At 35.7% G+C, this 18707-nt stretch carries 22 protein-coding genes and 2 pseudogenes; 10 read left to right on the forward strand and 14 right to left on the reverse strand.

What is annotated here, in order from left to right; all coding sequences use genetic code 11:
* Window positions 1-18 precede the first annotated feature (18 nt).
* The gene (gene acsA, locus BTOYO_RS09560; RefSeq protein ID WP_000862061.1) at window positions 19-1737 is read right to left on the reverse strand and encodes an acetate--CoA ligase; all 1719 of its coding nucleotides are present in this window, start codon (window positions 1735-1737) and stop codon (window positions 19-21) included.
* Window positions 1738-1913: 176 nt separating this feature from the next.
* On the opposite strand from acsA, the gene acuA reads away from it, so the two are divergent.
* The 4 genes from acuA (at window position 1914) to BTOYO_RS09580 (ending at window position 5391) form a co-directional block, all read left to right on the forward strand.
* Entirely contained in the window at window positions 1914-2546 is a 633-nt protein-coding gene (acuA, locus tag BTOYO_RS09565) for an acetoin utilization protein acetyltransferase AcuA (RefSeq protein WP_000581398.1), read from the forward strand.
* 17 nt (window positions 2547-2563) lie between these two features.
* The gene (locus BTOYO_RS09570) at window positions 2564-3208 is read left to right on the forward strand and encodes an acetoin utilization AcuB family protein (protein ID WP_000634566.1); all 645 of its coding nucleotides are present in this window, start codon (window positions 2564-2566) and stop codon (window positions 3206-3208) included.
* On the forward strand, window positions 3205-4371 hold the full coding sequence (gene acuC / locus BTOYO_RS09575; RefSeq protein ID WP_000092817.1) for an acetoin utilization protein AcuC: 1167 nt from the start codon (window positions 3205-3207) through the stop codon (window positions 4369-4371). The genes BTOYO_RS09570 and acuC overlap by 4 nt, the downstream gene beginning before the upstream one ends.
* Window positions 4372-4569: 198 nt before the next feature.
* The gene (locus tag BTOYO_RS09580; protein ID WP_002093169.1) at window positions 4570-5391 is read left to right on the forward strand and encodes an alpha/beta fold hydrolase; all 822 of its coding nucleotides are present in this window, start codon (window positions 4570-4572) and stop codon (window positions 5389-5391) included.
* Between the two features lie 122 nt (window positions 5392-5513).
* Here BTOYO_RS09580 and BTOYO_RS09585 read toward each other — a convergent pair whose 3' ends face one another.
* The 3 genes from BTOYO_RS09585 to BTOYO_RS09595 form a co-directional block, all read right to left on the reverse strand.
* Window positions 5514-5801 carry a hypothetical protein gene (locus tag BTOYO_RS09585; protein ID WP_000503083.1) on the reverse strand — a complete coding sequence of 96 codons (288 nt, stop codon included), beginning with the start codon at window positions 5799-5801 and terminating at the stop codon, window positions 5514-5516.
* Window positions 5802-5948: 147 nt separating this feature from the next.
* A complete protein-coding gene (locus tag BTOYO_RS09590; protein WP_002039721.1) occupies window positions 5949-6638 on the reverse strand; it encodes a response regulator transcription factor in 690 nt (229 codons plus the stop codon).
* Between the two features lies 1 nt (window position 6639).
* Window positions 6640-8094, reverse strand: a complete 1455-nt coding sequence (locus tag BTOYO_RS09595) for a sensor histidine kinase (RefSeq protein WP_000023853.1) — start codon at window positions 8092-8094, stop codon at window positions 6640-6642.
* Between the two features lie 243 nt (window positions 8095-8337).
* On the opposite strand from BTOYO_RS09595, the pseudogene BTOYO_RS09600 reads away from it, so the two are divergent.
* The 3 genes and pseudogenes from BTOYO_RS09600 (at window position 8338) to mscL (ending at window position 10552) form a co-directional block, all read left to right on the forward strand.
* Window positions 8338-9019, forward strand: a pseudogene (locus tag BTOYO_RS09600) (ankyrin repeat domain-containing protein).
* Between the two features lie 79 nt (window positions 9020-9098).
* Window positions 9099-10025, forward strand: coding sequence for a Gfo/Idh/MocA family protein (locus BTOYO_RS09605; protein ID WP_001039683.1), 927 nt, complete (start codon window positions 9099-9101; stop codon window positions 10023-10025).
* A gap of 128 nt (window positions 10026-10153) precedes the next feature.
* Window positions 10154-10552, forward strand: coding sequence for a large-conductance mechanosensitive channel protein MscL (gene mscL / locus BTOYO_RS09610; protein WP_000267005.1), 399 nt, complete (start codon window positions 10154-10156; stop codon window positions 10550-10552).
* Window positions 10553-10602: 50 nt separating this feature from the next.
* Here the strand turns inward: mscL and BTOYO_RS09615 are convergent, their stop codons facing one another.
* Window positions 10603-10875, reverse strand: coding sequence for a DUF3917 domain-containing protein (locus BTOYO_RS09615; protein WP_000585028.1), 273 nt, complete (start codon window positions 10873-10875; stop codon window positions 10603-10605).
* A gap of 225 nt (window positions 10876-11100) precedes the next feature.
* On the opposite strand from BTOYO_RS09615, the gene BTOYO_RS09620 reads away from it, so the two are divergent.
* Both BTOYO_RS09620 and BTOYO_RS09625 read left to right on the forward strand, forming a co-directional pair.
* Entirely contained in the window at window positions 11101-11337 is a 237-nt protein-coding gene (locus BTOYO_RS09620) for a DUF3949 domain-containing protein (RefSeq protein WP_000637896.1), read from the forward strand.
* A 13-nt stretch (window positions 11338-11350) separates the two neighbouring features.
* A complete protein-coding gene (locus BTOYO_RS09625; RefSeq protein ID WP_000271416.1) occupies window positions 11351-11713 on the forward strand; it encodes a DUF4288 domain-containing protein in 363 nt (120 codons plus the stop codon).
* A gap of 34 nt (window positions 11714-11747) precedes the next feature.
* Here the strand turns inward: BTOYO_RS09625 and ccpA are convergent, their stop codons facing one another.
* The 5 genes and pseudogenes from ccpA to BTOYO_RS09650 form a co-directional block, all read right to left on the reverse strand.
* On the reverse strand, window positions 11748-12746 hold the full coding sequence (ccpA, locus tag BTOYO_RS09630) for a catabolite control protein A (protein WP_001103299.1): 999 nt from the start codon (window positions 12744-12746) through the stop codon (window positions 11748-11750).
* Window positions 12747-13340: 594 nt separating this feature from the next.
* Window positions 13341-13544, reverse strand: a pseudogene (locus tag BTOYO_RS09635) (bifunctional 3-deoxy-7-phosphoheptulonate synthase/chorismate mutase); the annotation flags it as partial.
* Window positions 13545-13654: 110 nt separating this feature from the next.
* Window positions 13655-14671, reverse strand: coding sequence for a CamS family sex pheromone protein (locus BTOYO_RS09640; protein WP_000738035.1), 1017 nt, complete (start codon window positions 14669-14671; stop codon window positions 13655-13657).
* 117 nt (window positions 14672-14788) lie between these two features.
* Window positions 14789-15115 (reverse strand): bacillithiol system redox-active protein YtxJ, encoded by a 327-nt coding sequence (gene ytxJ / locus BTOYO_RS09645; RefSeq protein WP_001057464.1) that lies wholly within the window; start codon window positions 15113-15115, stop codon window positions 14789-14791.
* A complete protein-coding gene (locus tag BTOYO_RS09650; protein ID WP_033657337.1) occupies window positions 15115-15627 on the reverse strand; it encodes a DUF948 domain-containing protein in 513 nt (170 codons plus the stop codon). The genes ytxJ and BTOYO_RS09650 overlap by 1 nt, the downstream gene beginning before the upstream one ends.
* A gap of 188 nt (window positions 15628-15815) precedes the next feature.
* Between BTOYO_RS09650 and BTOYO_RS09655 the strand changes: the two genes are divergently transcribed.
* A complete protein-coding gene (locus tag BTOYO_RS09655; protein ID WP_000654730.1) occupies window positions 15816-16931 on the forward strand; it encodes an aminopeptidase in 1116 nt (371 codons plus the stop codon).
* Between the two features lie 47 nt (window positions 16932-16978).
* On the opposite strand, the gene BTOYO_RS26170 is transcribed toward BTOYO_RS09655, so the two are convergent.
* From BTOYO_RS26170 to BTOYO_RS09670, 4 genes are all read right to left on the reverse strand, one after another.
* Complete coding sequence (locus tag BTOYO_RS26170; RefSeq protein WP_044810179.1) at window positions 16979-17161, reverse strand: hypothetical protein; 183 nt, start codon at window positions 17159-17161, stop codon at window positions 16979-16981.
* Window positions 17158-17562 (reverse strand): PH domain-containing protein, encoded by a 405-nt coding sequence (locus BTOYO_RS09660; protein WP_001025037.1) that lies wholly within the window; start codon window positions 17560-17562, stop codon window positions 17158-17160. The genes BTOYO_RS26170 and BTOYO_RS09660 overlap by 4 nt, the downstream gene beginning before the upstream one ends.
* Before the next feature lie 65 nt (window positions 17563-17627).
* Window positions 17628-18131 (reverse strand): GNAT family N-acetyltransferase, encoded by a 504-nt coding sequence (locus BTOYO_RS09665; RefSeq protein WP_001003144.1) that lies wholly within the window; start codon window positions 18129-18131, stop codon window positions 17628-17630.
* Window positions 18128-18676, reverse strand: a complete 549-nt coding sequence (locus tag BTOYO_RS09670) for a GNAT family N-acetyltransferase (protein WP_000494651.1) — start codon at window positions 18674-18676, stop codon at window positions 18128-18130. Before BTOYO_RS09670 ends, BTOYO_RS09665 begins: the two co-directional genes overlap by 4 nt.
* Window positions 18677-18707: the final 31 nt, after the last annotated feature.

Below are 18707 nucleotides of genomic sequence, written 5' to 3' on the forward strand. Positions count from 1 at the left end.
CGTTCAGACCTTTCTCTCTTAATCTTCCATCGTTGATAAGTCACCTGTTGGTAAGTTTAACTCCCACGCTTTTAATACGCGGCGCATAATTTTACCACTTCTCGTTTTCGGTAATTTATCTCTAAATTCAATTTGTCGTGGCGCTGCATGAGCTGCTAGGCCTTTTTTTACAAATTGACGAATTTCTTCTTTTAATTCATCAGATGGTTCGTATCCTGCTCGAAGTGCGATAAACGCTTTAATAATTTCGCCGCGCACCGGATCAGGAATACCAATTACACCAGCTTCTGCAACAGCAGCATGCTCGATTAGTTTACTTTCTACTTCAAACGGTCCAACTCGCTCACCTGACGTCATAATTACATCGTCAATACGTCCTTGGAACCAGAAGTATCCGTCTTCATCCATATAAGCTGAATCACCTGATACATACCAGTCTCCCGGCATAAAGTATGACTCATATTTTTGCTGGTTATTCCAGATTCCACGCATCATAGCTGGCCAACCTTTACCAATTGCTAAGTTACCCATTGTGTATGGAGGCACTTCATTTCCTTCATTATCAACAATCGCTGCTTTCACACCTGGAATTGGTTTACCCATTGAACCTGGACGGATTTCCATACAAGGATAGTTACAAATAACTTGTCCACCTGTTTCTGTCATCCACCACGTATCATGAATACGAAGTCCAAATGCATTCATACCCCAGCGAATTACTTCTGGATTTAAAGGCTCACCTACGCTTAATACGTGGCGTACTTGTGATAAGTCGTATTTTTTAATTGCATCTTGTCCAGCTCCCATTAACATACGGAACGCTGTCGGTGCACTATACCAAACTGTTACACCGTAATCTTGCAGTGCTTCATACCATGCATCTGGACTAAATCGTCCACCTAAAATAACATTTGATGCTCCGACTAACCACGGTGCAAAAATGCCGTAAGCAGTTCCCGTTACCCAGCCCGGGTCAGCAGTACACCAATATACGTCATCTTCTTTTAAATCTAATACCCATTTCGCCGTTTGATAGTGCTGAACCATTGCATTTTGCGCATGGAGAACACCTTTTGGCTTACCAGTAGAACCAGACGTATAGTGAAGAATTAAACCGTCTTCGCGGCCTAACCATTCGATATGTAATTCTTTTGAAGCTTGTTCAAATAAAGGATTGAACGCTACTGTTTTACCGCCTTCTTCTACATTATCTCCAACAAGAAAGACTGTTTTTAAAGCTGGTAAATCATTTAATGGTATACGCTCTAACAATTCAGGAGTTGTAATTAACACCTTTGCTTCGCTATCTTCTAAACGATCACGAACTGCGCCTTCCATAAATGCTTCAAATAGCGGTCCAACAATTGCTCCTAATTTCACTGCACCTAAAAGCGCGAAATATAATTCTGGAGAACGTGGCATAAAAATAAAAACGCGATCGCCTTTTTCAACATCGCCATAATTTTTTAGGACGTTTCCTGCTTTATTAGAAAAATCCTTCATTTCCTTAAATGTATATTTCTCTTTTCGCGATCCATCTTGATAATAAAGGGCTACTTTATTTTTTCGATCAGATTTCGCATGCTTATCAATTGCTTCATACGCCATATTTACTCGGCCTGTTTCATTCCAAGTAAAATGTTTATTAACCTCTTCCCAGTTAAAATTCGCGTATGCCTCTTCATAATTCGGCAAATTATTTTCTCCTTTAATGACAGGAAGCGTTTCTACTTTCATACTTTACATCCCCCTCCTATGTATTCTATTATCTATTATAATGATATTATTTAAAATTTTCAGTATATTTGTTGATTTTTAGACAAATTTTTAATGACAAAATTCGATTCACATCGCATATATTATAAAGTACGATATTAATAGATTCACAAACCCTCAAGGTGGTGAGCAATACATTGATTCATAAAAAAATATATAATGCTAGAAACTTAAAAACAGCGAAAGGCACTTTAATTATTGAAGGTCCTGTCTCTACCCATAATCTTGAAATGTATGAATTCCATCCAGATTTAGTTGCGTTTCGTCCTGCCGAGCAGCAATATAAAGCAATTGTCGAAATTTCTAAATTACCAGAAGCACGTCTTATTATTGCTAGACATGACCAAACGATTGTTGGATATGTTACATACTTGTATCCTGATCCGCTCGAACGATGGTCAGAAGGAAAAATGGAAAACTTAATTGAGCTCGGGGCAATTGAAGTCGTCCCAGCCTTCCGTGGGTGCTCTGTCGGAAAGAACTTATTAGAAGTTTCTATGATGGACAATTATATGGAAGATTACATTATATTGACGACTGAATATTATTGGCACTGGGATTTAAAACAAACAGGCTTAAATGTTTGGGAGTACCGAAAAGTAATGGAAAAGATGATGAATGCTGGTGGTTTACAATGGATGGCTACAGATGATCCTGAAATTTGTTCACATCCTGCCAACTGTTTAATGGTCCGCATCGGTAAACGCGTCGATACGGATTCTATTCAAGCATTTGACCGTCTACGTTTTCACAATCGTTTTATGTATTAATAAAGGGGGCAACTGGAATGATTGTAGAAGAAATTATGAATCAAGATGTGGTGACACTACATCCAAACGATACAATCGAAACAGCAATCCGAACGATACGCACGAAAGGCATTCGGCACATTCCAATTGTCGATCAAAATAATCATGTTGTAGGCATTATTTCTGATCGGGATGTAAGAGATGCAAGTCCGTCTATTTTAGATGAACAAGTTTCACTCGATATGCTGAAGCAACCACTTGAACTTATTATGAAACATCCTGTTATGACTTGCCATCCTCTCGATTTCGTTGAGGAAATTGCTACTTTATTTTTTGAAAATAAAATTGGCTGTCTCCCTGTTACAAAGGCTGGAAAGTTAGTTGGAATTATTTCTGAATCTACTGTACTGCACACGTTAGTAAAATTAACAGGAGCACATCAACCAAGTTCGCAAATTGAAATTCAAGTAAAAAACGAACCTGGTATTCTTGGAAAAGTCGTTGCTATTTTTAGTGATTTACAAATCAATATCGTGAGCGTTCTCGTCTACCCAGCAAAAGATGAGAATGATAAAGTACTCGTTTTCCGCATTCAAACGATGAATCCTCTAAAAGTGATTGATGCACTTGAAGCAGAAGGCTACCGCGTATTATGGCCAAACATCATGGGGATGCAAGCATGAGTAGCGCGTTTATTTATTCGGATGACTTTCGGGGCTATTCATTTAGCCCTGATCATCCTTTTAACCAACTGCGCGTCACACTTACGTATGATTTATTACAAAAGGGCGGTTTCATCTCTCCCTCTCAAATCATCTCACCACGGATGGCTACAGATGAAGAGATTGCCTATGTTCATACAGAGGAGTACATAAATGCGGTAAAATGTGCTGGAGAAGGAAAGTTAGAAAAATCAATTGCGATGACATATGGACTCGGAACAGAAGATACACCGATGTTCCCAAATATGCACGAAGCAAGCGCACTGCTCGTTGGCGGTACGTTAACAGCTGTCGATGCTGTTCTTTCTGGAAAAGTAAAACACGCACTTAATTTAGGCGGCGGCTTACATCACGGCTTCCGTGGCAAGGCATCTGGTTTTTGTATTTATAACGATAGTTCTATCGCAATGAAATACATTCAAAAGAAATACGGTTTACGTGTTTTATATATTGATACTGATGCTCATCACGGCGATGGTGTACAATGGTCATTTTACGATGATCCTAACGTATGCACCATTTCATTACACGAGACCGGACGTTATTTATTCCCTGGAACTGGCGCTGTAAATGAACGTGGACAAGGTAATGGCTATAGTTATTCTTTTAACGTTCCACTCGATGCTTTTACAGAAGATGAATCGTTTCTAGAATCATATCGAACTGTCGTAAAAGAAGTTGCCGCATACTTTAAACCGGATATTATTTTAACGCAAAACGGTGCAGATGCGCATTATTACGATCCACTTACACACCTTTGTGCAACGATGAATATTTACCGTGAAATACCGAAGCTTGCTCGCGAAATCGCTAATGAATATTGCGACGGTCGCTGGATCGCTGTCGGCGGCGGTGGCTATGACCACTGGCGCGTCGTCCCAAGAGCGTGGGCGCTCATTTGGCTCGAAATGAACAACATCCAAAACATCTCAGGTTATCTCCCTCCAGAATGGATTGACGCTTGGAAAGGACAAGCAGAAACAGAACTTCCCCTCACATGGGAAGATCCAGACAACATGTATAAACCTATCCCCCGTAAACCAGAAATTGAAGAAAAGAATGCATTAACTGTAGCGAAATCCCTTGAAATTATTCGGAATAATATGACAAAATCTTTGTACTAAACGAAAAGGAGGCTCGTTTTTTAATAGCCTCCTTTTATTTATTGTCGATTTCTGTCAGTAAGTCGATATATTTTAATAATCGCTGATATATTTCGAGTTGCGCCGATATATTCTAATAATCGCTGATATATTTTCATTTCATAACAGCCTGGCCCAACTTTTACGAGAAAAGGTCGTGATATTATGTGGAAACGACAAATGCTCCGCACGAAACGTGGTACATTTGAACTCTTTACAAAAGGGAATGGTGAACCGCTTTGTGTTACACACCATTATTCACAATTTAATGAAACTGGTGATTACTTTGCGGATGTTTTTACTGCTACGCATCGTGTATTTCTCATTAATTTACGAGATGCCGGTAGCTCTGTAACCGCCCAGTCAGAAAACAAATTAAGCATGATTGAAACAATCCACGACTTAGAAGCAATACGAGAAGCATTACAACTTCCAACATGGCATTTCGCCGGTCATTCAACAGGTGGTATGCTTGGAATTTTGTATGCGATTACATATCCGAATTCCTTACAATCATTAGTCGTAACCGGAGCTGCAGCAAGTGATTATACGAAAACATCAAACTGTATTTACCATTCCTACCATCCACAATTTCATTATATGCAAGAACTAATCGAGAACTTGAAAAACCCTCATCTTACAAATGAAGAGCGAAAGGAACTATCTACTAAGAGAACAAAATTATCATTGTATAAACCAGAAAACTATAACTTTTATTTTTGTAGACCGATCAAAAAAACAATGTCCACCAGCCGCATGAACGCTTTCGCTCATGAATATTCTTCATTTGATTTAAGAGAGTCTTTACCTTCTATTAAAACAAAGACACTTATTATGTGCGGACGACACGATGTGCAGTGCCCAATTCAATATTCTATCGAGATGCATGAGGGTATACGTAATTCTATCTTTATTCCATTTGAGGACAGTAACCATTATCCTTTTTTAGAAGAGGCTACCCACTTTATTTCTATCACACAAGAATTTTACAAAACGTTATAACAGGGAAAATCCAGTTTTGAGTTCAGTTACTATTAAAAAAATCTAAATAAATAACATATGAATTCACAGACTAATGTACTAATAAAAGCTCAAAGTCTCTATATGACTTTGAGCTTTATTTTTTAGAAGAAAAACTTCATACTATAATAAAATAAAAGATAAAAAGAAAAAAGGACTAAACCTAAATCAATAAATACTGACTTTTTATCTCCTTCTTTTACGCTGATCGTAATACCAAACATACTTCTAACCATCCAAAAAGCCACCAAAAATAATCCACCTAAATGGTCATTTGTATAATCTTTATCATAAAACATTTGTATTGCACCAATAATTAATAAAATAAGTATGATATTAGTCCCAATCTTTAAAGCCTTGTTTGATTTAATATTCTTTCGTACATCCCCCAAAACCTAACACTTCCTCTCAAACCATCCTGCGTTTTATTTCTCTTTATATTTTAACACGAATTACCTAATATTCCCTTTAAAATTCAAATCATAAGTGTAATACACTATTACGCATATAAAAAACCTGTCAACACTTTGACAGGTTTACTACACATTAAAACGATAACCAGCTCCCCATACCGTTTCAATATATTGCGGGTGGGCAGGATCTCTTTCAATTTTTTCACGTAACTTTCTAATGTGAACGACAACAGTAGCTAAATCGCCAGCAGAATCTAATCCCCAAATACGTTCAAATAACTGTTCTTTATTTAATACTTGGTTTGGGTGCGTTACAAAAAATGTTAATAAATCAAATTCCTTCGTTGTAAACGCGATTTCTTCATTGTTTATAAAAACTTTCCTCGCTCGTTGATCGATAGAGATTCCATGAATATATAACGTATCACGTTGCTTACTTACATTTCCTGATAATCTTTCATAACGAGAAATATGTGCCTTTACCCTTGCGACTAATTCACTTGGGCTAAACGGTTTCGTTATATAATCATCCGCTCCTAATCCGAGTCCGCGAATTTTATCTATATCTTCTTTTTTGGCTGAAACAAGTAAAATCGGAATATCTTTTATAGCACGTATTTGTTTACAAATTTCGAATCCATTCATTTTCGGAAGCATAATATCTAAAATAATTAAATCATAGTCTTCTTGCAGAGCCATTTGTAAGCCTATTTCTCCAGAATGCTCTACATCAACTTGAAAATCACTAATTTCTAAATAATCTCGCTGTAATTCTGCAATACTTACTTCATCTTCTATTAGTAAGATTCTTTTCAATTTACTCACCACATTTCTCTACTTTTTCCAATGAGAAGAAAATGCTTGTGCCTTCTCTAGGCTCACTTTCCGCCCAAATTTCTCCGCCATGTTCTTCCACAATTTGCTTCGCAATCGCTAAACCAAGTCCACTTCCACCTGTGCTAGAGTTTCGAGATTGCTCTGCACGATAAAACCGTTCAAAAATATAAGGAAGTGTATCAGATTCTATACCTGATCCATTGTCCATCACTTTCACAATAACTTTATCGTTATCACTCGATACTGTTACAGCAATTTTTTTCTCTTCTTTATCCATGTATTTCACACTATTATGAATTAAATTTGATATCACTCTATTTATCTTTTCGCAATCAGCCGTTACATATAGTGGTGATGGATGTAATTGTAAGTACACTTCTATACCTTCTTCACTTAAATCCATCTGCATCTCTTCTATTAATTCCTGCATAAACATATTTAATTCAACCGTTTCAAACTGGAATGGGACTCGATTCAAATCGAGCTTCGAAAATAAAAATAGTTCATCAATGAGTGTATCCATATGTTTTGCTTTCGTATGAATCGTTGTTAAATACTTATCCATTTTTTCCGGGGTATTTGCTACCCCGTCCTTTATTCCTTCCACATATCCGATAATAGATGTAATCGGTGTTTTCAAATCATGGGAGATGTTTGAAATGAGCTCTTTTCGATTTTCTTCATACTGCGTTTGTACTTCAATCGACTCTTTTAACTTCTTCCTCATTTCCTCAAACCCTTGATTCAATTGACCTATTTCATCATGTGATGTAACTGGAATTTGAAATTCTAAATTCCCTTCTTTAATTCTCTCCGTCGCATCTTTCAATACAAAGATTGGTTTTATCACACTTTTTGAGACGAAATAGCTTACTAACCCAATGAGCAAAATGGCTAACAGTAAAAGTGCTACGAACAAAATCGGAAATAATTTTTGTGTAAGATCTACAAACGAACTTTGCTTTTTTAGTACAAATATACTCCCTTCTTCATTATTTTGAAAAGAAAAATCAAATTTTACATACCGATAAAATGTATCGCCTAGTTCCGTTGTACCACGACTATTAATATTTGCTGCTTCAAATTTCGGAAGGGCTTCTGTTACAGTCGAACTTTCAAAACCCTTTGTAGCATAAGAAATGGTTTCTCCCTTTCTTACAACTATTTTCACACCTTCTTTTTCAAGTGATGCAACGAACGATTCATCTAATAGTTGATATTGATGTTGCTTTGCCGCTCCTTTCAATTCAAGATACGCATTCTCTTCTTCTGGAGTCAGCGGCTTTTGAATATAAGAACTTTTATAAAAATTTTTCACTGCTTCCAAGTCACCTGTTATGGAAAATACAATTAAAAATCCCGCAACTAAAATAAGCGTAATGGAGACGAGAATAACAGCGATATAAGAAAATAAAAATCTTGTTTTAATAGACATCATTTACATCCTCACTTTATCACGCTATTTGTGGGCAGTAAGACTTCCACCTCAAAATTCGGTTAAAACAAAAAGTTAGATGAAAGTCGGGCTACCCGTAAACGCCCGATTGATTCAACTTTCATATTCATAAGCATAAAAATATATGTTCAATTACTCAAGCGATTTTATAGTAATTTTAGCGTCAGTTTATAAAAATTTAATGTTCTTATTTTACAGTTGAAATTAGGAGGTTGAAATTCCATGTTCAAAAAAACATTAAGCATGATATGTTGTGTAATTTTTTTACAAGGATGCTCGCAAGAACAAGAAGTAAAAAAGGAGATGACAAACATGGAGACTGCACTACTAGCAGCTACTGAAAAAAAACGAAACGAACACTGTTATATCTTTATTAAAACAAGGAGCAAATATAAATGCAACGGATAGTCAAGGACGCACCCCGCTTATGATTGCCACATACAAAAATGATATAAAGACCGCGAAAGCTCTTATCGATGCTGGCGCCGATGTAAATATCCAAGATAATATAAAAAACAATCCATTTCTATACGCCGGTGCGGAAGGTTACTTAGACATTTTAAAACTAACAATTGATGCTGGTGCGGATCCAGCACTTACGAATCGTTACGGTGGAACAGCTCTTATCCCAGCCTCAGAACATGGCTATATTACTGTTATAAAAGAACTCCTCACGCGAACAAATATCGATGTAAACCATGTCAATAATCTCGGATGGACAGCTTTAATGGAAGCTATCGTACTAAGTAACGGCGATGAAACACAACAACAAGTCATTCGCCTGCTCATTGAACACGGCGCAGATGTAAACATTCCCGATAATGATGGTGTCACCCCACTAGAGCATGCTCGTGCTCATAATTTTGAAGAGATAGAGAAGATTCTAGTAGAAGGACGTAAGTAAAAAGCTAACTTTTGCCTTCCTCCCCCACCCTATGCTACATTTAACCCGTTACATCAATATTGATAGGGTGGGAATACAAATGAATAAACCTAAAATTGGGATGATTGGACTTGGAAGTATTGCACAAAAGGCATATCTTCCAACACTTACGAAAGAATTAGATTGGCATTTTGTTGGGGCATTTACACCTAACGCGGAAAAAAGAAAACAAATTTGTCAGCAATACCGTATTCAAGACTTTCATTCTATTGAAACGTTAGCTTCAGAATGTGATGCAGTTTTCGTTCATAGTTCCACTGCTACACATTATGAAATCGTTTCTGAACTTCTGAAAAAAGGAATCGATGTTTATGTAGATAAGCCGTTAGCAGCTACAGTAGAACAAGCTGAAAAACTAGTCGAATTGAGCGAAAAATACAATCGAAAATTAATGGTCGGATTTAACCGCCGCTTCGTTCCTATGTACGTTGCTGCAAAAGAACAGGCTAATGCTATTTCATGGATTCGAATTGAAAAACACCGTACAAATAAAGTGGGGCCAAATACGTACGACTTTACTATGTTAGATGATTATTTACATATTGTAGATACTGCTCGCTGGTTAGCTAATGATGACCTTAACGTCGTTCATAATATGATGCAAATAAATGAGAAAAATGAACTTCTTTACGGCCATCATACATATACAACAACAAACGGACTATTACTTTCAACAGCAATGCACCGCCATGCTGGTACAAATTTAGAACAAATTGAACTTGTAACAGCAGGAAAAATCATTCGCGTAAAAAATATGAATACATTTGAAATCGAACAGGAAAATTCCGTTTCACAAAGCGGTTCTCCCTCATGGGAAACGACGTTAAAGCAGCGTGGTTTTGAAGATGCTGTTCATCATTTTATTGAATGTGTACACGGAGATACGAAGCCTGTTGTAGATGGATTAGAAGGATTAAAAACGCAACAAATGCTACAAACTCTACTTGACAAAGTAAATAAAAATTAAAACGGATACATTTTTCAGAATTTACTTTCATTCCCATTTCCCCTTTATTTCTCTCGTAAATTTCTATAGAATATGTTGATAGGAATTATAAATTTCATAATGAAACGTGGAAAGGATGGGATTAACACATGTGGAACGAGTTTAAAAAGTTCGCTTTCAAAGGGAATGTAATTGATTTAGCTGTCGGGGTTGTAATCGGTGCTGCATTCGGTAAAATCGTTAGTTCTTTAGTAAAAGATATCATCACACCATTACTTGGTATGGTATTAGGTGGCGTTGACTTTACAGATTTAAAAATCACATTTGGTAAGTCATCTATTATGTATGGTAACTTCATCCAAACAATTTTTGACTTCTTAATTATTGCAGCAGCTATCTTTATGTTTGTTAAAGTATTCAACAAACTAACTTCTAAAAGAGAAGAAGAAAAAACAGAAGAAATTCCAGAACCAACAAAAGAAGAAGAACTTCTTGGCGAAATTCGCGACTTATTAAAACAACAAAATTCTTCTAAAGATAGAGCATAATTGAACGGATAAAAAGGCATGCCCCTCTCGGGACATGCCTTTTTTATATGTTATAACGTTTCCGAATTCATATGAATAAATAAAATAATACCAGCAACCATAAGTACCATAATACTACCTGCAAATAGTGTAATACCGATGAACATTAAACTTGTGCTCATGTCCACTGATACACTTTCAGTAAAAATAGAAATTACATACGTGATAAGGGCAATTCCTGCAAGAATACTTCCTGGAACAAATCGCTTTAAGCCATTTTGTTTTAACGTCATATATGCAAAAAAAGCAGTCGTGCAAAGCGTAATTATCCAAAGAATGATCATCTTTTCTCCCCCCTCACAAACCTTTTCTTTCTATTATACATGACATTGCCCTATAATAGTTGAATTTGCACTTATGTGACATATAACAAGGGATCCTATTCTATATTATAGCCTAGAATAACATTGCAGGAAGAAAATCGATTTTCGTTACAAATAAATGGTTGTTTTTCCCTTTTGTTGATATAATTGTTATATAGAAATATTCTTTGTAAGGGAGTGTTCATAATGATATGGATTTCACTAATCGTATTAGCCTATTTCATCATTCTCGTCCCAATACAGTATAACTACATTAAGATGTTCAAAGAAAAACAGCAAAAAATGAATGTCGCACAAAATGAACTATACGACAAAATGTCTTATGAAGAATCCCAAGTACATTACCATTATCAAAGTAACGTATTTACAATACCAGCTTCACTTGTAGCAAGTATTGTTTATAAAGTGAAACATTCGGCATAAGGAGATTTCCCAAATGTACGCTGTAAAATTATTGTTTGAATCTGTTCATTCAGGTGAGCCTAATCCTAGTAAGATAGATGAGCATTATGAAGAGAATCACGATACGCTTTTTGAAGAAAGTATCATTCTCGTTAAAGCGAACAGTTTAGAGGAAGCTCATGATCTAGGGAAAAAGATCGCTATACAATCAGAAAATACGTACGATAATGTATACGATCAACAAGTAACATGGAAGTTTCAAAAAGTACTTCATGTTTTTGAGTTAGATGAAACGCCATTTGAAACAGGAAAAGAATTGTACGCAAGATTTTTACACGTTAAGAAAAATGAAACTGTAGATACAGTAGTTAAAAAATACTATCCTGAATATGAATAAAAGCTCACAGCAATCGCTGTGAGCTTTTTTATACTTACTTCGTTGAATCTCTAAATTGGATACGGTGAGGTAAGATAACAGTGTGATCTTCCACTTTTTCTTTGTTCATATACTTTGTTAATAAACGCATTGCTACTGCACCGATATCATACATTGGCTGTACAACTGTTGAAAGCTGCGGGCGTACCATTAGTGCAAGGCGTGTATTATCGAAACCAAGTACTTCTATATCCGTTGGTACGTTTAATCCAGCATCTTGAGCTGCGTGGATTACACCTAGTGCCATTTCATCAGAAGATACGAAGATAGCTGTTGGCTTTTCATCCATACTCCAAAGCTTTTCGAATGCTTCGATACCTGAATCATATGTGTAATCTCCATCGATTACAAGATTTTCATCATATGAAATACTTGCTTCTTCTAAAGCTTTTTTATAACCTTGTAACTTTTTAGCGCTTCCCGCTTTATCAATGAAAGGACCAGAGACGAAACCGATACGTTTATGTCCTTGCTCAATAAAGTGCTTCATTGCATCGTAAGCTGCTTGTGTATAATCAATATTTACTGATGGCGTTTCATTTTGCTCATCAAATGATGCTGCTAATACAATCGGTACTGGAGACTTTTTAAATTCTTCAATGTGAATGTCTGTAATATCTTCACCCATGAAAACAATTCCGTCTACTTGTTTTCCAAGCATCGTATTTAATAAATGGAACTCTTTCTCTTTGTTTTGGTCAGAGTTACTTAAAATGATGTTATATTTGTACATTGTTGCGATATCTTCAATTCCACGAGCAAGTTCTGCATAAAACGTATTTGAGATATCAGGAATAATAACACCCACTGTAGTTGTCTTCTTACTTGCTAGTCCACGTGCTACCGCATTTGGGCGGTATCCTAAACGATCAATTGCTTCTAATACTTTCTTTCTTGTTGTAGGCTTTACATTTGGGTTACCGTTCACAACGCGAGATACGGTAGCCATTGAAACGTTCGCTTCGCGCGCTACATCATAGATTGTTACGTTCATCTCATCGCACACTCCTTCTATTTTTGTTATCTATTTTTATGTATCGGTTACTTGAATGAAAAAAAGACATCAACTCTATTTGCAGATGCCACCAATCGTCCCGAGTTCTTCCTTTTACTAATGATACGATAAAAACGCAGGCTCATACAATATTTTCCCGCAAAAGTTTCGAAAAAATTCGCTTCTTTTCTCGTATTTTCGTATTTTTTATGAAAAAAAGGGTATTTTTTGTAAAAATATAGATGTTTCATAAGTAGAAACCGTATTTTAAACCGTACGATAGTAAATGAAATTGATATGAGCGATTTTTCAAATATATTGACCACACCTCAAATTATATCGGCGATTATCCGCATATTTCGACCACAACTCAAATTATATGAGCGATTTTTCGCATATATCGATTACAACTCAAATTATATGAACAATTTTTTAAACATATCGATTTACCAACAAAAATCGAACACAACAGGCACTATATAATAGAGAGGAAACTGTTCCAAAATGTTTTTTGGAATGCTTATTTCTTTTTTGTGATTTACTTCCAAATACTTTTAATTCTTTCATAAAGTCATTGAACTGTGAGATATTCATTTACTGCGCTGCATCTGCACCAATTGCCATCGCTGCTTTTGCAGCTGGTGGCAGAAGGTCACGTTGCCCTGTAGAATGCGTAACATCGACAACGATAGGTAAATGTGTTTCTTTCTTTAAAATCGATACAGCGGAGATATTAAGCGTATTACACGTCGCTCTTTCATACGTGCGAATACCTTGTTCACATAAAGACAACTTATTATAGCTGGTACATATACAATTATCACACGATATACCGCAATGAATTACTATAAAAAAACATCGAACATTTTCACTCACAATAAAAAAAGACAGTTTAAAACTGTCTTTTTTTACAAGAAGGAAACAAACGGTTTATCGCTGTTTTTCTCTTTTACAATAACTGCCTCGATTTTACTCTCGGACTTTATTTGTAATTGTACTTTCGCATCTTTAGGCAATTTCTCTAACATACCTTGAGCAGCCATTTGAGTAAGAGCCATTAATTCTGTTTTACCATTATATTTAATAACAATATTCATATTTAATGTATCCATTTGATTTTTCTTATAAGTAACTTTAGCATTAACTGGGATAAAATCTCCAGGAGAAAACTCTTTTATTGCCTTACCAAATTCACTTATTTTTGTATTATCTTCTCCATGTGCTTGTGTAAATTCATCAGAAGGATATGAATACGCTTTTTCATCGATTGTATTCCAACTTCCAAGGTTCGTATCATTTTTTTGAACGGTAGCACTAGCAATATACGTACCATTTTTTAACGAACTTGTACTTTCTTGTTTAAAAATAGCAAACGTAATTGGAGATTTGTTATATTTATCATTTTTATTAATAGCTTCTATAAGTTGTTTAGCAACTTCAGTACCTTTAGAAATGGCTTCTTCATTTGATACACTTGTAGACATAGATAAACCAATCATGACACCAGATAAACTTAATTCATTTGAATTCTGTTTCCCGAAATAGTCTTGTTCTATAATATTCGTTAAAACTGGTGCTTCTACTTTCGCGACTAGTTCATCAATTAACTTCTCTGGAATATACTGATTTAATTGTAATACGTGATTTTCTGTATCAAATTGTTGCATTGCAATATTCATTAAACCATTTTCATACTCTGCTAAATCTAATTTAGAATTTGTTTTTATATTAGCTGTATTAATAACCTTTTGTTCTTTTAAAGGAATAACAGTTCTATAATAATCTTTAGAAACAGCAGTTCTCGGAATCATACTTTTTTCTTTTGTATCTTTTTGTATAACTTCATCCTTCTTGCTAATCGTATTATTACTACAAGCTCCCAGTAATAAGCTTACGACTGCGAAGGATAATGCCATTTTCTTCATTACTTAAAACCCACTTTCAACAATCTAATTATTTAGTTTGAACTATTCATAGTGTACCATTAAATATATTTCAACAAAAACAAAAAAAAGAAGCAAGCACCTTTAGCTTGCTTCTTTTTACTTTATATTCTCTTCTAAAGCATCTTTTTTAATATTCCAATGAGAAGTATTCCATACTACTAGCCCATCTTTTATGTATAACACTTGTGGTGATTCGTGCTTAATACTGTACTGTTCTGCAACACGATTCGAAACATCTCTCGCATCTTGCACGTATAAGTAATACGCTGGTACTTCTCTTTCTTCATTGCAGTACGCTTGAAACTCTGTGTATGCACCATGACTAATCGGACATGTCGTACTATGTTTAAAAAGAACATAAGGCTCGTTCTTTTCTACTAAGACTTCAAGCTCTTCAATTGTTTCAAGTTTTGTCATATTCATCAAGATTCACCTCTCATACGAAATCTAGAGCGCTTCTCGTTCTTTTCAGCTTTTTTCTCAATTTTTTCTAATTTACGCTCTTCTTTTTCAACCTTCTTCTCTTGTCTCGATGCACGGTAATGATTGTATACTTCAATCGCCGCACTACTCCACTGTACAACTTGCGCTACTTTATCTGCATTATTTTCAATTTCGTCCGTAACAGACTCTGATACATTACGAAGTTTCGTATTTAAAGAATGGATTGTTGTTCCAATTCCATCTACACCTGCTACCACTTTATTTAATGATTGCGACTTCTGTTGAATATCATCAGCTAACGCATTTGTTTTATGTAATAATTGCTCCGTCTCTACACTAATTCCTTGCATTTGCTTTTCTAAACCTTCTAACGTGCTCGCAACGTTTTCTAACGTCTTCTGAACCGATAACAACGTTCTACATACATACACTACTAACACAGCAAAAGCAACCGCGATAATAGCCGCACTTACATATAAAAGAACTTGCATTTCATCACTTCCTTTATCTTTTTTCATACTTTATCCTATTATACAATCATTTTCCGTTTCATTCTAATCCCTATCTTTTCATTAGAATTTTCATACTTATTCGTTAACTTTAACATAAATGATTCAACAAATTCCACTAAGTAGGTTACAATAAGAAAGGATACATAATTAGTAGGGAGGCTTTACATATGAAAGATCCACGCATTGAAAAGTTAGCATACAATTTAATTAACTACTCTATTCGCTTACAAAAAGGCGAGAAAGTATTAATTGAAAACTTTGGCTTACAAAAAGAACTTGTAACTGCACTTGTAAAAGAAGCATATGCAGCTGGTGGTTTCCCATTCGTTTCTTTAAAAGATCATCAAGTAGATCGCTCTTTATTAATGGGTGCTACTGAAGAACATTTTGAACAAATCGCCGCATATGAAGCGAGCGTAATGAAAGATATGGACGCTTATATCGGGCTTCGCTCTGGCGACAACATTAACGAACAAGCTGACGTTCCAAGTGAGCGCATGAAAGTTCACGGTCAAACAGTTGGTAAAAAAGTTCATAGAGACATCCGTGTTCCGAAAACACGCTGGGTTGTTCTTCGCTACCCAAATGCTTCTATGGCACAGCTTGCTAAAATGAGCACAGAAGCTTTCGAAGACTTCTACTTCGAAGTATGTAACTTAGACTACGGTAAAATGGATAAGGCGATGGATAGCCTTGTTACATTAATGAATAAAACAGATAAAGTTCGCCTAACTGGTCCTGGAACTGACTTAACATTCTCTATTAAAGACATTCCAGCTATTAAATGCTCAGGTCATTTAAACATTCCAGACGGTGAAGTATACTCTGCACCAGTTCGTGATTCTGTTAACGGTACAGTTTCTTACAACACACCATCTCCTTACAACGGTTATACATTTGAAAATGTACAACTTAAGTTTGAGAACGGCCAAATCGTTGAAGCAACTGCAAACGATTCAGAGCGCATTAACAAAATCTTTGATACAGACGAAGGTGCACGCTACGTTGGTGAATTCGCAATTGGCGTAAACCCATACATCTTACATCCAATGGGAGACATCCTATTCGATGAAAAAATCGATGGTAGCTTCCATTTCACTCCTGGACAAGCTTACGACGATGCATGGAACGGCAACAACTCTAACATCCACTGGGATTTAGTATGCATCCAGCGCCCTGAATATGGCGGCGGCGAAATTTACTTCGACGACGTACTAATCCGTAAAGACGGGCGCTTCGTTGTATCTGAACTAGAAGCTTTAAATCCTGAGAACTTAAAATAATAATAAAAACGCTCGGGATTTTTTCCGAGCGTTTTTTTATCTTCACTCTATATTGAGCTACTTTTCTCCCTTTTTGTTTGCTGGAAGTGAAAATAATACAAAAGCGCCACTGCAATAGTACCAATCAATATCGGAACATATAAAGGCAGATCCCATTTCATATATACTCTAGTGCAGCCAACAATCACGAACAAAATTTCCAAGCAAAACAAAGGTTTTACATATTTCATTTCTTCCCTATCATTTCTATTTTCACATTTGGATTTTCTTTTTCTACAAGTGATACAAACTGCGTCATATCTTGCGGCATCGCAATCATATGTACTTTGTATGCATTCGTCGTAATTTCAAGGGACTTCCCAACTTGACGAATTATTCTTATCTCTTTCAATACGATATCATCATTTAAAATACCGTACTTTAGCACGCCATTTTCTACTTTATGTTTTTTAATAAATACTTCCCAAACGAGTGGTACATTTACAATAAAGCATAAACCCATCCCAATTAATGCTGACATCCACTGCTCTTTATTTGCGAAAAGCATGACAAGTGGATATACGAACATAAAAACTAACGTGAGACAAACGAAAATTACTACCGACTTACTTCTTTGAATCGGAATGTTCATACACGCACCCCCTAACTTAAATTATAACATTTTTTTCCATTTTAGTTCGTAAAAAAAGGCCATTTCTACATCACCTTTTTCACAATGTACCTATAAAATTTCTTATCTACCTGTAACACTGGAAAGTTTTTCGGCAACTTGTCTATACTCACACTTTGAAAACCATTCTTTTCATAAAAACGATGTGCAGCTAAAAATTTCACTGTTGTTCCTAAGTAAATATCCTTCAATTTTTTATCCTCAGCCCATGAAATTGCTTTTTGAAGCAACATATGTGAGGCGCCCCATTCTTTTCCACGAAACTCTTTTTGTACGAACATTTTTCTTAGCGCTACTTGATGATTCTCAATATCTAATAAAGCTACTGTTCCAACTACTTTACCATCATAAATTGCTACCCAAAAGTTTCCGTGATCCTTTTGATAGAATGTTTCTATTTCAAGTAAATCAGGTTGCTCTTCTTTCGTAATGGGAACATTATACTCTTTTTGCTGAATATGAACGATAAGATCTACTACTTCCTCTTGAAACGTACTTTCATACGGAATAATACGAATCTTCTCGTTCATCGAATATCCTTCCATTCTGAAGCTAGTAAACTATATACAGCGATATCATGAAAATGATCATATATCCATTCATCATCTCTTAAAATACCATCTAATGTAAACCCTAAACGTTCTGGAATCGCGCGGCTTTTCACATTTTCAACACCGCACCTGATTTCAACTTTATTCAGCTTTAAATTTTCAAATGCATAATGAAGTACAGCCTTTACGCTACGCGTCATAATGCCTTTCCCACCAGCATCTTCTGTAAGATAATATCCAAGACTCGTCGCTTTCTTCCCCCAGCTTACCGGATGAATTCCTACCATTCCAACGAGCTTTCCTTTGTAACGTATACCACTTTCAAAACCGTTTCCCTCTGCAAATTTCTTTAACCACATCGGAAAAATCTCATCATAAGCATCAGCAGATTTCGTTCCATCTACCCAAGGGAGCCATCTTCTTAAATGGTTACGATTTTGATCTAATAATTCATATAATTCCTCTTTATGATGTTTTTCTAATAGTTGTAGTTCAATTTCATCATCTACTCTGAGTGTGAACATGTTTTTTAACCCCTTTTTATTTTTCTTATTA

Source organism: Bacillus toyonensis BCT-7112 (assembly GCF_000496285.1).
GTDB classification, from domain to species: domain Bacteria; phylum Bacillota; class Bacilli; order Bacillales; family Bacillaceae_G; genus Bacillus_A; species Bacillus_A toyonensis.